This is a genomic window from Bradyrhizobium sp. AUGA SZCCT0176, assembly GCF_018130145.1.
GTDB lineage: Bacteria > Pseudomonadota > Alphaproteobacteria > Rhizobiales > Xanthobacteraceae > Bradyrhizobium.
Map to the genome: position 1 here is coordinate 138755 of NZ_JAFCMB010000009.1, position 15497 is coordinate 154251.

The window sequence follows — 15497 nt, forward strand, 5'->3', positions numbered from 1 at the left end:
CGACAAATCATCGCGCGTACTGTTCGTCGCTGACCTTTTCCATCCAGTCGACGGTCTTGCCGTCGAGCGCTTCCTGAATCGCCAGATGCGTCATCGCCGTCGTGGGTCCCGCGCCGTGCCAGTGCTTCTCGCCGGGCGGAAACCAGACCACGTCGCCGGGCCGGATCTCCTCGATCCGCCCGCCCCAATGCTGCACCAGGCCAAAGCCGGACGTGACAATCAATGTCTGTCCGAGCGGATGGGTGTGCCAGGCGGTGCGCGCGCAGGGCTCGAAGGTGACGCTGGCGCCCACCACGCGTGCCGGTTCGGTCGCCTTGAACAGCGGATCGACGCGGACGGTACCGGTGAAATAATCTGAAGGTCCCTTGCCGGACGGCTGCGAGCCGCTTCGTTTGATGTCCATGGTACTGATCCTTCGTGGTGGTGTTACCGGCGCGTTTGCGCCAGCAACTCCCGCTCCCAGCACGGCAAGGCCGCCACCGGCTGCAAGCATGCGTCTGCGCGTGATCATCGCGGTCGGTGCGCGGGCTCGGCGCTCATGCCACTTCCGGCAGCCGGGCAAGCAGCTTGTCGAGCGTGATCGGATAATCGCGCACCCGCACACCGGTCGCGTTGTAGATCGCGTTGGCGATGGCGGCACCGACGCCGCAGATGCCGAGTTCGCCGACGCCCTTGGCCTTCATCGGCGACGACATCGGGTCGGTCTCGTCGAGGAAGATCACGTCCTGATGCGGAATGTCGGCATGCACGGGCACTTCGTAGCCGGCGAGGTCATGGTTGACGAAGAAACCGGCGCGCTTGTCGACCGCCAGTTCTTCCATCAGCGCGGCACCGGCGCCCATCGTCATCGCGCCGATCACCTGGCTGCGCGCCGATTTGGGGTTGAGGATGCGACCCGCGGCACACACCGCCAGCATTCGGCGCACCCGAATTTCGGCGGTCGCGGCATCGACGCCAACCTCGACGAAATGCGCGCCGAAGGTCGATTGCTGATACTTCTTGCCGAGGTCGCCGAATTCCATCACATCCTCGGCCACGATGCCGCTCTCGCCCGCGGCCTGCGCCAGCGGCACGCTGCGATTGCCCGAACGCACCTGCCCGTCGGCGAAATCTGCCTCGGTGGAATTGAACCCGAGCTTCTGCGCCACGGCCTCGCGCAGCTTGACGCACGCGGCATAGACGCCGGACGTCGAGCTGTTGGCGCCCCATTGCCCGCCCGATCCGGCCGAAACCGGAAAGGCCGAGTCGCCGAGGCGTACGATGATCTTGTCGAGCGGCAGGCCCATCATCTCGGCTGCGGTCTGCGCGATGATGGTGTAAGTGCCGGTGCCGATATCGGTCATGTCGGTCTCGACAACAACGACGCCGCGGTTGTCGAGCCGCACGCGCGCCGCCGATTTCATCACCGGATTGTTGCGGAAGGCAGCCGCCATGCCGATGCCGACCAGCCATCGCCCGGCGCGAACCTGCCCCGGCTGGGGATTGCGCTTGCTCCAGTCGAAGCGGTTGGCGCCGAGCCCCATGCACGCGATCAGCGGCCGGTGCGAATACGCCCGCTCCGGCTTTTCGGGATCGACCTGGGTGTCATTGAGGATGCGGAACTCGATCGGATCGAGCCCGAGCTTTTCCGCCATCTCGTCCATCGCGATCTCCAGCGCCATCATGCCGGGCGCCTCGCCTGGCGCACGCATCGCATTGCCTTCCGGCAGGTCGAGCACCGCAAGCCGCGTCGCCGTCATGCGGTTGGCGCCGGCATAGAGCAGCCGTGTCGCCTGCACCGCAGCCTCCGGCTTGCCGCCGGGCAGGTTGCCGGACCAGCCCTCATGGCCGATGGCCGTGATCTTGCCATCCCTGGTCGCGCCGATACGGATGCGCTGGATCGTGGCCGGCCGATGCACGGTGTTGTTGAACATCATCGGACGCGTCAGCGCCACCTTGACCGGCCGTCCGGCCGCGCGGGCGCCCAATGCCGCGAGCAGCGCATCGGCGCGCACGAACAGTTTGCCGCCGAACCCGCCGCCGATGAAGGGCGATATCAGGCGGACCTTGTCCTTGGGCATGCCGAGCGTCTTGGCCAGTTCGCCAACGCTCCAGTCGATCATCTGGTTTGAGGTCCACACGATCAGCTTGTCGCCATCCCAGGCGGCCATCGAGGCGTGCGGTTCCATCATCGCATGGGCGTGATCGGGCGTGGTGTAGGTCGCGTCGAGCTGAACCGGTGCCGCGGCGAATGCGCCGGCGAAATCGCCGACCGCGGTATCGGCCGGACCGCCGGTGATGCGCGCGGGCTTGCCGGAATCCTTGACCGCTGCGAGATCGTAGACGCCATCAGTCCTGACATAATCGACGCGGACCAGTTGCGCGGCGGCGCGGGCCTGCTCGAAGGTTTCCGCCACCACGAGCGCGATCGCCTGGTGATAATGCTCGATCTCGGGGCCGCCGAGCAGCGTGGCGAAGTTCAGGTTGCCCTTGGCGAGCTTGCCGGCATTGTCAGCCGTGACGATGGCAAGCACGCCGGATGCTGTCTTGGCGGCCGTCAGATCCATCGAGGCGATCCGGCCCTTGGCAATCGCTGAACCGACCACATAGCCGCAGGCCGGGTTCGCGATGTTGTCGTGCCGCTCATAGGCATAGGGCGCAGTGCCCGTGGTCTTGAACGGACCATCGATGCGGTCCGCGGGCTTGCCGATGATCTTCAACTGGTCGATCGGGTTGGTGGTCGCCGGGGTTTCGAATTTCATGGTCTATCCCCTCGCCTCTGCCAGCACCGCGCCGAGCGTCCGCTCGGCCAGCAGCAGCTTGAAGGCGTTCTCATGGGTAGGTTTGGCGTCGGCGAACAGTTTTGCCGTCACTGCTTTCGCGCCGCGCGGCAGTTCGGCCTCGGCGGCTTCGACGCGCCAGGGCTTGTGGGCGACGCCGCCGAGCGCGACGCGTCCGGAGCCGTCGCGCTGCACGATGGCCGCGACCGCGACCAGAGCGAACGCATAAGACGCGCGGTCACGCACCTTGCGATAGATCTGCTTGCCGCCAACGGGTTTCGGCAACGTCACGGCGGTGATCAGTTCGCCCGGCGCCAGTGAGGTCTCAACCTCAGGCGTATTGCCGGGCAACCGGTGGAAGTCAGCGATCGGAATGCTGCGCGCGGCGCCGTCAGGTCGAATTGTTTCCACGGTGGCGTCGAGCGCGCGCATGGCCACCGCCATGTCGCTCGGATGGGTCGCGATGCACGCTTCGCTGGCGCCGATCACGGCGTGCTGACGGCTGAGGCCGCCGATCGCCGAACAGCCGCTGCCGGGCTGACGTTTGTTGCAGGGCTGGTTGGTGTCGTAGAAATACGGGCAGCGGGTCCGCTGCAGCAGATTGCCCGCGGTCGTCGCCTTGTTGCGCAACTGGCCCGAAGCGCCGGCGAGCAACGCGCGCGACAGCACGCCGTAATCGCGCCGCACCCGTTCGTCCGCAGCAAGATCGGTGTTGCGCACCAGCGCGCCAACCCGCAGTCCGCCATCGGCGGTCGGCTCGATCTTGTCGAGCCCGAGACGGTTGACGTCGATCAGATGCGCCGGCGTCTCGATTTCGAGCTTCATCAGGTCGAGCAGGTTGGTACCACCAGCGATGAATTTGGCGCCCTGCTGGCGCGCAGCCGCGGCGGCGGCCTCGGCCGGCGAATTGGCGCGCTCATAGGTAAAGGATCTCATGCCTGCCTCCCGGCGACTTCGCTGATGGCTTCGGCGATGTTGGAATAGGCGCCGCAGCGGCAGATGTTGCCGCTCATGCGCTCGCGCAATTCGGCATTGGTGAGTTGCGGGACTGCGTTCAGATCGGCGCTGACATGGCTCGGTATGCCGGCCTTGATCTCGTCGAGCACGGCGACCGCCGAGCAGATCTGCCCGGGCGTGCAGTAGCCGCATTGATAGCCGTCATGCTTGACGAACGCCGCCTGCATCGGGTGCATATTCTCCGGCGTGCCAAGGCCCTCGATGGTGGTGACGCTCTCACCCTCGTGCATGACAGCCAGCGTCAGGCATGAATTGATCCTGCGACCGCCGACGATCACCGTGCATGCGCCGCACTGGCCGTGATCGCAGCCCTTCTTGGTGCCGGTGAAATGCAAATTCTCGCGCAAGGCATCGAGCAGCGTGGTCCTTGTATCGACCTCGAGTTCGCGCGCCTTGCCGTTCACGTTGAAGGAAACTTTCGACATCACCGGGGCTCCGGAAACCGCAGGCTTCAGGGCGATCTCGGCCTTGGCCACGAAGGTCGACGTCGTCACCCCGAGGGCCGGCGCCGTGAGAGAAGCGGCGCCGACGACCAACAGGTCGCGCCGAGAGAATCTGAAATCACCGGGGCTTCGCATGCCATCAATCCCTTTTTGCCGCTTGTCGCTCGTTTTGCGCCCGCCTCGGCCACTAACGCCGATCATGACCCGGGGTTGCGCGCAGCCGACATCGCGCAGGTCACGACCGCGTGCCTTCAGGCATTTAACGGGTGCAACGCCGCCGGATTAGGCCTAATAATCGGCATGGACTTATGAAACTGGCTCATGAATGCTCGGCAAAAACACCAACGACCTCATGGCGTTCCTGGCCGTGGCGCGAGAACGCAGTTTTACGCGGGCGGCAGCGCAGCTCGGGGTTTCGCAATCGGCGCTCAGTCACACCATTCGAGGACTGGAAGAGCGGCTCGGCTTGCGGTTGTTGACCCGCACCACCCGCAGCGTGGCAACGACCGAGGCCGGAGAGCGGCTGGTTCGGACGGTGGGCCCCAAGTTCGAGCAAATCGACTCCGAACTATCAGCGCTGACCGAGCTTCGGGAAAAACCCGCCGGTACCATCCGGATCACGGCCGGCGAGCATGCGGCCCTGGCCGTGCTCTGGCCTGCCTTGACGACGCTGCTGCCGCGTTACCCCGACATCAAGGTCGAGCTGACCATCGATTACGGCCTGACCGACATCGTCGCGGAGCGATACGACGCCGGCGTTCGCCTCGGTGAACAAGTGGCCAAGGACATGATCGCCGTGCGCATTGGACCGGACTTCTGCATGACCGTGGTCGGCTCGCCCTCGTATTTCGAACGAAAGCCGAAGCCGAAGAAGCCGCAGGATCTTACGGCGCACGACTGCATCACTGTCCGCCTGCCGACATCAGGTGGAATCTACGCCTGGGAATTCGAGAAACGCGGTCGCGAAGTCAAGGTGCGCGTCGATGGGCAGCTGGTGTTCAACAGCATCCCGCTCCGGCTGAACGCGGTGCTGGCGGGGCACGGCCTCGCCTATCTGCCCGAGGACCAGGTCAAGAAGCATCTCGCCGACGGCCGTCTGATCCGCGTGCTCGACGACTGGTGCGCGCCGTTTTCCGGCTATCACCTCTATTACCCGAGCCGCCGGCAACCCACGCCGGCGTTTGCCGTGCTGGTGGAAGCGCTGCGATACCGGGGGTGATGGCCAGCCCCTGATCGCGCGGCAGGGTTTTGCGCGGCCGGGCCGGAACCCATCTGTCATCCAGATGTCATCGAATGCACCAACAGCTTGTTGGACACACATTCGAGGGCACCGATGGACTATTTCCGACGCTTCACCTTTCTGTTCGCCGCACCGGTCTTTGATACCGACGACCTCGAAGGCCTCCGTTTCAACCAGATCATCACCGAGATCGAGCGGTCCGGCTTTGAAGTGGTCCGGGCGCGCAAGCTCGAGGATGCGGAGATCCAGGTGCAGACCGACGCCGCGATCGGCTGCATGGTGGTCGACTGGGGCAAAAAGGGCCTCGAGGGCAAGACCATGGCCCTGATCAATCTGATGCGCCGGCGCGGCCTCGATTTCCCGATCATCCTTTTGATCCGCCGCAAGCGGTTCGAGGACCTGCCGGTCGAGGTGCTGGATTTCATCGACGGCTACGTGTTCCTGTCCGAGGAAACGCCGCCCTTCATCGCCAAGAACCTGATCAGCCGCCTGAAGCAATATGCCGAAACCCTGAAGACGCCGTTCTTCGGTGCCCTCGTCGACTATGCCGAAGAGGGCAACCAGCTATGGACCTGCCCGGGCCACAATGGCGGCGTGTTCTACAGCCGCAGCCCGATCGGCCGGGTGTTCGTCGAACATCTCGGCGAAGCTGTCTTTCGCGACGACCTCGACAATTCCGTGCTCGACCTCGGCGATCTCCTCACCCATGAGGGCCCGGCGCTGAAGGCGCAAAAGGAAGCGGCGCAAATCTTCGGCGCCGAAAAGACCTATTTCGTGCTCAACGGCACCTCGACCTCCAACAAGGTGGTGCTCGGCGCGCTGGTCACCGACGGCGACCTCGTGCTGTTCGACCGCAACAACCACAAGGCGGCCCATCACGGCGCGCTGATGATGGCCGGCGGCATTCCGGTTTATATCCCGACCGTCCGCAACGCCTGGGGCTTGATCGGCCCGATGCGCTGGGACGCGATCGACGAGACGAGTTTGCGCGAACGCATCCGCAGCCATCCGCTGGTCAAGGACCCCGAGGCCTGGCGCAAGCCGCGTCCTTTCCGGGTCGCCGTGGTCGAGCAGTGCACCTATGACGGCACGATCCACAGTGCCGAGATGATCCTGAAAGCGATCGGCCGTCTCTGCGACTACATCCTGTTCGATGAGGCCTGGGCCGGCTTCATGAAGTTTCATCCGCTCTATGCCGGACGTTTCGCGATGGGACTGTCCGGTCTCGGCCCCGACGCGCCCGGCATCATCGCGACCCAGTCGACCCACAAGCAGCTGGCGAGCTTCTCGCAGGCCTCGCAGATCCACATCAAGGACCGCCACATCACCGGCCAGAAGCGCCGCATCGAACACCGGCGCTTCAACGAAAGCTTCATGCAGCACGCCTCGACCTCGCCGTTCTATCCGATCTTCGCCTCGCTCGATGTCGGCGCGCAGATGATGAAGGGCCGCTCCGGCGAGGTGCTGTGGGACGACACGATCCGGCTCGGCATCGAACTGCGCAAGAAGATGCGTGCGGTCCGCCGCGAATTCGAGGAGAAGGAAGCGCGGCCCGAACGCCGCTGGTTCTTCGAGCCGTTCGTGCCCGACCGCGTCGCGATACCAGACGTTTCCCGCGCGGGCGCCGTGCACAATGTGGCCTGGGAGACCATCTCCACCGACATGCTGGTCACCGACCCCGTTTATTGGCAGCTTTCGCCGGACGCGCGCTGGCACGGTTTTCCCGATCTGACCGCGGGCTTCGCCATGACCGACCCGAACAAGCTGACGGTGCTGACCCCCGGCTTCGACCATGCCACCGGCCGCTATGCCGACCACGGCATTCCCGCCCCCGTTGTCGCGCAGTATCTGCGCGAAAATCGCATCGTGGCGGAAAAGAACGATCTCAACTCGCTGCTGTTCCTGCTCACCCCCGGCGTCGAGGCCAGCAAGGCCGGCACGCTGATCTCGGGCCTCGTCGCGTTCAAGAAACTGCACGACGACAACGCGCTGCTGGAAGAGGTGATCCCGGAATTCCATCAGCGCCGGCCGAAGCGTTATGCCGGCGTGCGCTTACGTGATCTCTGCGCCGAGATGCACGGCTTCTTCCGCAACGCCGGCGTCAGCGCGCTGCAGGCCAAGCAATTCCTCGCCGAGCATCTGCCTGACATCGCGATGTCGCCGCGCGACGCCGCGCGCTATCTGGTTCGCAACGACGTCGACTATCTGCCGATCGACGCCATCCCCGGCCGCATTGCCACGACGCCCTTTGTGGTCTATCCGCCCGGCATCGCCACCATCGTACCGGGCGAACGGTTGACCGAGCGTGCGCAGCCGATGATCGACTATCTCAAGATGTTCGAAACCTGCTTCAACACATTCCCCGGCTTCGACGTCGAAATCCAGGGCGTCTACAAGGAAGTCGATCCGTCCGGCCGCATCCGGCTCTATACCTACGTGGTCGCCGAATGAACCGGCCAAACGAAACCGCAGGTCCGGCCATGACGAGCGACCAACCGGTGCTGGTCCGGGCCTCGCGCGATGGCGATGTCGAGGCGATGCTGGCGATCTACCGCCATCATATCCGCCGCGGCATCGAGGAAGGCGTCGACGACAGCGGCACGCCGGAGCCGGAGGATTTGCGCGACCGGCGCAAGAACCTGCGCAGCCAGCGCCTGCCGCATCTGGTGGCGACCTGCGGCGGCGAGGTGGTGGGCTACGCTTATGTCGTGCTGTTTCGCAAGCGGCCGGCCTATCGCTACGCGGTCAAGCATTCGATCTATGTGCATCGCGAGCGTCAGGGACGCGGCGTCGGACGGCTGTTGTTGCAGGAGCTGATCGATGTCTGCGCCGCGGCCGGGTTCCGGCAGATGATCGGCTATATCGATTCCGACAACACGGCCTCGCTCGCGCTGCATGAAAGGTTCGGCTTTGCCCGCGCCGGCCTGCTGCCGGGCGTCGCCTACCGCTACGGCCGCTGGGCCGACACCGTCATGGTGCAACGTTCGCTTGCCGCCGGTTCAACCGCACCGCCGCTGATTTCCAGCCCGGGGCGGTGAGCGGGCGTGCAACAAATTCCATGTCGTCCCGGCGAATGCCGGGACCCATAGCCGCCGAAGGTCATCGTGCACGAGGCTGGAGCGACATCGGCTCGGACAATAAGCATTTGTGGTTATGGGTCCCGGCGTTCGCCGGGACGACGACGGTTGGGTTTGCTTGGTACCGCCCGCCCCCGCTTCGCCGCAACCCGGTGCGCCGCCGCGAGCGCGGCTCGCGCCCAGACGATCAGCTCATCGGGTTCGTCGAACAGCCGCTCCGGCACGCGCCAGAAGGAGAGGTCGATCATGGCGCCCTTCTTCGCATAGTTGAGCGGCGGAAACGCCTCGGCTTCCTTGAATATCTCACGGTTCTGGTCATCGACCCGGAAATAGAGCGTATTCTCCGTCACCACGGCAAGCATCACGCCGTCGCAGAACACGCCGGTCTTGCCGAACATGCGCCGCATGGTGACGCGGCCCAGCGGCGCCAGCTGCTCGCTCAGGAATTCGGCATAGGTGGCGCTGGCGACCATGCTCGCCGATCACCGCGGTTCGCCGGAGAACGCCTGCCGCAATGTCGACAGCCGTTCGAGCGCCGCTTGCGGCAATGGACCTTTTTCGACCGCGGCGAATGCGCCCTCGAACTCCTGCGGCGTCGCCATGCCGACCAGGATGGTGCCCATCGCCGGGTGCGACAGCGCAAACCGCGTCGCGGCCTCGGTCAGGCTGGAAGCAAACCCCTCCTCCACCAGCGGCATCAGGCGGCGGGCGCGCTCGATATCGGCATCGTAGCTCATGCTCGATCCGATCGGCTCGGGCGCCGGGCTTGCAATCGGATGCCGCGCGGCCGAGCCCGACAAGGCGCCGCCCGCCAGCACGCGGATGCCGACGACGCCGACGCCGGCCGCCCTCGTGCGATCGAACAACCCTGCATAATCCTGCGCCGGATAATTTTTCGGCAGTTCTTCGGCGGCGGATGGATTGAGCATGTTGTAGACGATTTGCGCGCTGTCGAAGACGCCGGCATCGATCACCTGATGCAGCGCCGCGGTGTCGCCGACCGCCGAAATCCCGAGGAAACGAATCTTGCCGTGCTGACGCAGCCGCTCGAACGCCGGCACCACCTCGCCCAGCACCTGCCGCGCGCTCAGCGCCGATCCGCCGCCGGAAACGGTAATCGGATTGTGCAGGTGAAAGATGTCGACGTGCTCAAGACCCAGCCGCGTCAGGCTGCCTTCGAGCGACGTCGTGACGGCATCGGCAATGCGGCCGAACGCGTCGGGCGGTATTCGGACCTTGGTGCCGACGATCGCGTTGGCCGGCTTCAGCTTTTGCAAGACACGGCCAAGGTTCTTTTCCGATTCACCGTCGCCGTACAGCACCGCGGTGTCGAAATAATTCACGCCGACTTCGAGCGCCCGCGCCACGGCGCGCTCCTGGTCCGCAGGATCGCCGCGCACCATCACGCCGCCGACAGCGCCGCACCCAAAGCCCAGCACCGAGAGCTGCATTCCCGTGCGCCCAAAAATTCGCAATTGCATCGCTGTTCCTCCGGCTGCTCGCACAATACTCGAAATCTTCGTCCCGGGGTAATTTGCGGCTGACACAATTGTAAGTTTGCGTTTCGGAGTTGCGGGATCGGCAAAACTGACGCACAGTTTGGGCCTGTGCCGGAAATCAACCGGCGAGTATCAAACGAGGAGCACGCCATGATCAAGGTAAGCGTTATGTATCCAAACACGCCGGGGGCGCGCTTCGACCACGATTATTACCGCGACAAACACATGCCGCTCCTGAAGGCGCGCATGGGCGATGCCTGCAAGTCCTACACGGTGGACAAGGGCCTTGCGGGTGGCGCGCCCGGTGCGCCCGCGACCTATGTCGGGATGTGTCACATCTTCGCCGACTCGGTCGAGGCCTTCCAGGCCGGCTTTGGGCCTCACGCCAAGGAGATCATGGGCGACATCAAGAACTACACCGACATCGCCCCGGTCATGCAGATCAGCGAAGTCGTCGTCGGCTGACGGCGGCTGCGCAGCTTGCGTAGGGTGGGTCAGGTGACTTGTCCGCCGCAGCTCGCAGAGAGAAGGCGTAAGCCGTAACCCACCGCCGACGCGAATACGAACAGCGGTGGGTTACGCGGAGTTTGTCTCCGGGCCGCGCTTTGCACGGACCCGCCGGCAACCCACCCTAAGCATTAACCTGAATTTCGCCTGGTCAAGTCTTGAAGCGCGCGATGGTAAAGCCAATTCGGACTACCCCCAAAGAAGCGGTATCGTTCCACGATGTTTGTTGCGGAACCCCCGAAATCTCGACATCATTTTCAAACGCTGCCGGACATCGCCCCCCCTGTAAAAAACCTGGCCGCGAACCCCAAGAAGCCGCGTCGGGCCTCAGCTCTTTCCCCAAGGAGCTGAGGTCCTTTTATGTTGTGGTGCCCTGGAAAACTTTCATGCCGAAAATCACGATCATTGAAACCGGCGTCATTTCGCCTGCCAATCGCGCGCGGCACGGCTCCTTTCCGCAGATGTTCGAACGGCTGCTTGGCGAGGCGGATGCCTCGGCGAGCTTTGCGACGGTCCGGCTTGCTGACGGCGAAGCGCTGCCCGATCCCGCCAGCCTCGAAGCCATTCTGCTCACGGGATCGCCAGCCGGTGTCTACGACGATCTCGACTGGATCGCACCGCTCGAGCGCTTTGTACGCGCGGCATATGAGGCGAGAGTTCCAATGGCCGGAATCTGCTTCGGCCATCAATTGATCGCGCAGGCGCTCGGCGGAACGGTGCGCAAATCGGAAAAGGGCTGGGGCATCGGGCGCCACGTCTATGACGTCGTGCCCGGCAACGGCGTGATCGAAGGCGATAGGCTAGCCATTCCCGCCTCGCATCAGGACCAGGTCATCGCGCCGCCCACGGGGGCAACAACCATATTTCATTCGCCGTTTACGCCGCACGCGGGCCTTCTCTATGCGAACGGCGTAACGCTATCGGTGCAGCCGCATCCCGAATTCACCACGGCCTTTGCGCATGTCTGTTGCGAAAAAGCCGGTCAGAACAACGCTCCCGAACCGCTGGTCACGGCGGCCAAGGCTTCGCTCGAGCAGCCGCTCGACAGCCCCGACCTCGGCCGCGCCATCGCGCGTTTTCTGGCGAGGCCGCGCACAGCGTGATCGATTGTGGTGCTATGTATCCCCACCAGGACCGCCCACCGAGTTGTCGGGATTGCCGTCTGCATTCGGCTTCACCTTCGTCCCCTGACGAACGGCGAAGGCGATAAATCCCACCAGCGCGCACAACGCCAGCAGGGGTCCCAACCAGTTCGGCATCATCGTCCTCCGCCTCGTTTTGCACCAGGCACTCACACGACGCATATTTCGTGCCCGTAGAGCGCCGCGAAACCCACCAGACCCAAGACCTATGGGCTTCGCTTGGTGAGGATTACCGCATCGTTGGACGCGCTATTGGGCATATGGGTTCAACTTAGGAAGCCCCTGTTTCCAATTGACCCATTCCTCAGCGTCCCGCAGCGACACAAAATCCGCGATCGGAATGTCCGCAATGTCGGCGCGACGCTCCGTCACACGCCAGCCGCCCTCCGCCAGACGCTCCAGGATGAGGGATTCAACTGGTAACCCAACCTTGCTCATACTTGACCTCGCTATCGCATCACCCATCCTGCGCCAGCCGCCGAACTCGTCCAACGACGTGGTAAGCCCAAAGACGCACTGCCCGCAGCTTCATCGCGAACCCGAAGACCCAGTCGGGCGCTCCCAGATAGCGCAACATTTCCATCTGCCCCTCGGCCTCGCGTTGCGCAAAGCTCGCATCGGAATAGTGGTCATGGTCGACTGCACACCATTCCAATCTGCGTGCAACTTCCTCCTGCAACGCCTCGCCTTGCGGCAGTTTGGCAATGAAGTTGCGTTCTCTGCGAATGCAAATCGCTTCAATCCGGACGCGCTTCTTCTCCTCGTACATGACGCCCCACTGCTCCAGCCTTGCATGGGTTGCCTCATGGACAATCGTCGATGCGATCCATTCGATCGTCGTTGCTTCCTGGAGGAGATAGCGCTCGTCAAACACGCACGCCTTCAGCGACCGCTCGTAGTGTGCAATATCACCTGGCAGTAACCGCACCCATATTCGCTGCAAATTATTGATGACGCGGGCGTGGTGTAGAGGAGCATGGTTCTTGATCAGCTGGAGCGCTTCCTCGATACGGCGCAAGCCGGAGTGAGGCCTGCCTTCCATCGTTCCCACCCAAAGCCCGTCAATGTTTCGGCTTGTCGAGGACCATAGTTCCAGCCTGTCGATGACAGCAGGCTTTCTGTCCTGCAAATCCCGCCGCTTCTTCCGTTGCTCCAAGCGTCGACCTTCTTCGGGGCTCCACCGCATTGGCCGATTCATAGGCGAAGCTCTCTTTCCGACTAATGAGAGGCTTGATTCAAATCGTATCGAATATCGGTTCCTGTCGGTAGACTTTCGACTACCCACTTTGCCCGACGGGCAAATCACTTCCGATTTACGGAAATTATGTCAAGCCCCGAAATAAAAAATATTTCGCTTTTCCAAAAGGACAAATCAGGTGCATATCCTTGCCCATCCCGTCCCACTCAGAGGGGCGTCGGCCGTCGTCATGACGAGGGGCGGGTCGCGGTGGACGCTGACGTTGCGATTGACGGTCGCAGCTGAAGCGTACGGCGAAAGCGTGTGGTCCTGGCGCCCGTAACGGCGTCAAGTCTTTCGGGAGCTGACGCTTCCGAGGGGCGACGGTGGCAATAGAGGCCGTCTCACCGGGGAGAGCGCGTTATAAGCCGTAAAGCCATTGCGCAGGGAATGTCGGATGTTCTCCGCTGCCCTGTATGCTCATGTGCAGCATTCTTATGCACAATCGCACATGAGACCGCGGGTGCAGCGCGCATCCGGCATTCCCTGCGCCCTCTGAATTGAGAGGGTGAAGAATTTTCAATAGCTCGGGCGCAATGCGTCGCGGGAACGCGAAACTATATCCGCGTCGTCCCGGCGAAGGCCGGGACCCATAGCCACAGGAAGAAGTTTTGCGAATGGTCTCTGTTACCGTAACTTCACCGAGAGATCACGCGGTATGGGTCCCGGCCTTCGCCGGGACGACGATGGTTGAAACACCGTCCCCGAAAACCACCCTACCCGATCGGCTTCAGCCCCGCCTCGATCGCCGCGCGGCGCGGTTCGAGGAACGGCGGCAGCGCCAGCCTCTCGCCGAGCGTCTCCATCGGCTCGTCGGTCGCAAAGCCGGGGCCGTCGGTTGCGATCTCGAACAGGATGCCGTTGGGCTCGCGAAAATAAAGGCTGCGAAAATAAAACCGGTCGACCTCACCGCTGTTGGGCACCCGCAAATCCGTCAGCCGCTGCGTCCAGGCGTGATACTGCGTCTCGTCGGGCGTGCGGAACGCGACGTGGTGCACGCCGCCCGCGCCTTGGCGCGCCATCGGCGACGCCTTGTCCTCGAGTACATGCAGTTCGGCGGCGGGATTGCGCTCGTCCTTTGCCTCGCCCATCGCGAACACGTGAATTTGCGCGCCGTGCGCGGCGTAGTCGCGCACGCGGCGCATGTTCATGACCTCGGTCAGCACGAACGCGGTGCGGGGCAGATCGTGCACGGTGAGCACGATCGGGCCGAGGCCGCGGATCTGATGCTCCGCCGGAACCGTACTGCGCTCCCAGGGCGAGGAAGCGCCCGCCCCGCCGTCATCGATCAATACCAGGCGCTGCCCTTCGCCATCCTCGAACGGCAGCGTCAGCCGGCCGTCTACTTCGATCACATCCCCGGTCACGCCGCCCGCCGCCTTCAGGCGGTCGCGCCAGAACCCGAGCGTCTTTTCACCGGCGACCCGCAGGCCGGTGCGCGAGATCGAATTGGTGCCGCGCCGCTCCGGCGCCGCCGGAAAATCGAAGAAGGTAAGGTCCGTGCCGGGATTGGCTTTGCCGTCGGCATAGAACAGATGGTAGGCGCTGACGTCGTCCTGGTTGACCGTCTTCTTGACCAGCCGCATGCCGAGCAGGCCGGTGTAGAAGGCCAGATTGTCGCGCGGCTTCGCCGAGATCGCGGTCAAATGGTGAATTCCGGTAAGCTGCATGGCATCATCCTTATCGCGAGAAAAACAGGTGCGGCGATTTGGGTCTTCTGCGGGATCATGTAGGATATAGTGTGATTATTCGCCAGCGGCCCTGTCGCCGGCCTGTTCAGGGACAATTTCCATGACCGAACACCTCATAGTGTCTGACGAAGACGCGACGCGCGTGATCACGATGCGGCGGCCCGAAAAGAAGAACGCGATCACCCAGGACATGTATCGCGCGATGAGCGATGCGATCGACAAGGCGCAGGACAATCCGGCCATCCGCTGCATCATCATCACCGGCGGCTCCGGCGTGTTCACCGCCGGCAACGACCTGGAGGATTTCCTGAAAGACGGCACCTCCAATGCCGATGTGCCGCGCGCCTCCAACGCCGCAAAGTTTCTGTATTCGCTGGCGCACAACACCAAGCCGATCATCGCCGCCGTCGACGGCATCGCGATCGGCATCGGCACCACCATGCTGTTCCATTGCGACCACGTGCTCGCCAGCAATACCGCAACGTTCTCGACGCCGTTCATCAATCTCGGGCTGGTGCCGGAGGGCGCCTCCAGCCTGTTGTTGCCGCGCGCCATGGGCCACCAGCGCGCATTCGCGATGCTGGTGATGGGACGCAAATTCACCGCCGACGATGCGCACGCCGCCGGCTTCGTCAACGTGGTGGTGGCGCCGGGGCATACCGAGGCCGAAGCGCGCAAGGTGGCGCGCGAAATCTGCGCGCTGCCGGCCGAAGCGGTGGCGATCTCGCGCAAGCTGCTAAAACTGCCGCCGGAAGACCTGACCCGCCGGATCGACCAGGAAGGCCATCTGTTCGGCGAACGGATGCGCTCCAAGGAAGCGATATCAGCGTTCAAGGCCTTCATGGAACGCAAGAAGGGGTAGCCGGCAAGGCGTGATACTCACCC

At 63.7% G+C, this 15497-nt stretch carries 15 protein-coding genes; 6 read left to right on the plus strand and 9 right to left on the minus strand.

Features of this window, described 5'->3' with window-relative positions; translation table 11 throughout:
- Positions 1-7: 7 nt before the first annotated feature.
- The 4 genes from JQ600_RS21960 to paoA form a co-directional block, all read right to left on the minus strand.
- Positions 8-403 (minus strand): cupin domain-containing protein, encoded by a 396-nt coding sequence (locus JQ600_RS21960; protein ID WP_212385894.1) that lies wholly within the window; start codon positions 401-403, stop codon positions 8-10.
- 133 nt (positions 404-536) lie between these two features.
- Positions 537-2741, minus strand: a complete 2205-nt coding sequence (paoC, locus tag JQ600_RS21965; protein ID WP_212385893.1) for an aldehyde oxidoreductase molybdenum-binding subunit PaoC — start codon at positions 2739-2741, stop codon at positions 537-539.
- Between the two features lie 3 nt (positions 2742-2744).
- Complete coding sequence (locus tag JQ600_RS21970; RefSeq protein ID WP_212490092.1) at positions 2745-3695, minus strand: xanthine dehydrogenase family protein subunit M; 951 nt, start codon at positions 3693-3695, stop codon at positions 2745-2747.
- Positions 3692-4354, minus strand: coding sequence for an aldehyde dehydrogenase iron-sulfur subunit PaoA (gene paoA, locus JQ600_RS21975; protein ID WP_212263179.1), 663 nt, complete (start codon positions 4352-4354; stop codon positions 3692-3694). Before paoA ends, JQ600_RS21970 begins: the two co-directional genes overlap by 4 nt.
- A 190-nt stretch (positions 4355-4544) precedes the next feature.
- On the opposite strand from paoA, the gene JQ600_RS21980 reads away from it, so the two are divergent.
- The 3 genes from JQ600_RS21980 to JQ600_RS21990 all read left to right on the plus strand — a co-directional run bounded on the left by JQ600_RS21980 (position 4545) and on the right by JQ600_RS21990 (position 8497).
- Positions 4545-5438, plus strand: coding sequence for a LysR family transcriptional regulator (locus tag JQ600_RS21980; RefSeq protein WP_212263180.1), 894 nt, complete (start codon positions 4545-4547; stop codon positions 5436-5438).
- Positions 5439-5552: 114 nt separating this feature from the next.
- Complete coding sequence (locus tag JQ600_RS21985; RefSeq protein WP_212385891.1) at positions 5553-7910, plus strand: Orn/Lys/Arg decarboxylase N-terminal domain-containing protein; 2358 nt, start codon at positions 5553-5555, stop codon at positions 7908-7910.
- 29 nt (positions 7911-7939) lie between these two features.
- Positions 7940-8497: a GNAT family N-acetyltransferase gene (locus tag JQ600_RS21990; RefSeq protein WP_212385890.1), complete on the plus strand. Its 558-nt coding sequence runs from the start codon at positions 7940-7942 to the stop codon at positions 8495-8497.
- Positions 8498-8610: 113 nt separating this feature from the next.
- Here the strand turns inward: JQ600_RS21990 and JQ600_RS21995 are convergent, their stop codons facing one another.
- The gene (locus tag JQ600_RS21995) at positions 8611-9009 is read right to left on the minus strand and encodes a TfoX/Sxy family protein (protein WP_212263183.1); all 399 of its coding nucleotides are present in this window, start codon (positions 9007-9009) and stop codon (positions 8611-8613) included.
- 9 nt (positions 9010-9018) lie between these two features.
- A complete protein-coding gene (locus JQ600_RS22000; RefSeq protein WP_212263184.1) occupies positions 9019-10017 on the minus strand; it encodes an aldo/keto reductase in 999 nt (332 codons plus the stop codon).
- Between the two features lie 168 nt (positions 10018-10185).
- On the opposite strand from JQ600_RS22000, the gene JQ600_RS22005 reads away from it, so the two are divergent.
- Both JQ600_RS22005 and JQ600_RS22010 read left to right on the plus strand, forming a co-directional pair.
- On the plus strand, positions 10186-10500 hold the full coding sequence (locus JQ600_RS22005; RefSeq protein WP_212263185.1) for an EthD family reductase: 315 nt from the start codon (positions 10186-10188) through the stop codon (positions 10498-10500).
- A 428-nt stretch (positions 10501-10928) separates the two neighbouring features.
- Complete coding sequence (locus JQ600_RS22010; RefSeq protein WP_212385889.1) at positions 10929-11645, plus strand: type 1 glutamine amidotransferase; 717 nt, start codon at positions 10929-10931, stop codon at positions 11643-11645.
- A 288-nt stretch (positions 11646-11933) separates the two neighbouring features.
- On the opposite strand, the gene JQ600_RS22015 is transcribed toward JQ600_RS22010, so the two are convergent.
- The 3 genes from JQ600_RS22015 to JQ600_RS22025 all read right to left on the minus strand — a co-directional run bounded on the left by JQ600_RS22015 (position 11934) and on the right by JQ600_RS22025 (position 14591).
- Positions 11934-12122, minus strand: a complete 189-nt coding sequence (locus JQ600_RS22015) for a hypothetical protein (RefSeq protein WP_212385888.1) — start codon at positions 12120-12122, stop codon at positions 11934-11936.
- Positions 12123-12141: 19 nt separating this feature from the next.
- Positions 12142-12840, minus strand: coding sequence for a hypothetical protein (locus tag JQ600_RS22020; protein ID WP_212490093.1), 699 nt, complete (start codon positions 12838-12840; stop codon positions 12142-12144).
- A 797-nt stretch (positions 12841-13637) separates the two neighbouring features.
- Positions 13638-14591, minus strand: coding sequence for a ring-cleaving dioxygenase (locus JQ600_RS22025; RefSeq protein ID WP_212385886.1), 954 nt, complete (start codon positions 14589-14591; stop codon positions 13638-13640).
- Positions 14592-14712: 121 nt separating this feature from the next.
- Between JQ600_RS22025 and JQ600_RS22030 the strand changes: the two genes are divergently transcribed.
- Positions 14713-15474, plus strand: a complete 762-nt coding sequence (locus JQ600_RS22030; RefSeq protein WP_212385885.1) for a crotonase/enoyl-CoA hydratase family protein — start codon at positions 14713-14715, stop codon at positions 15472-15474.
- Positions 15475-15497 lie beyond the last annotated feature (23 nt).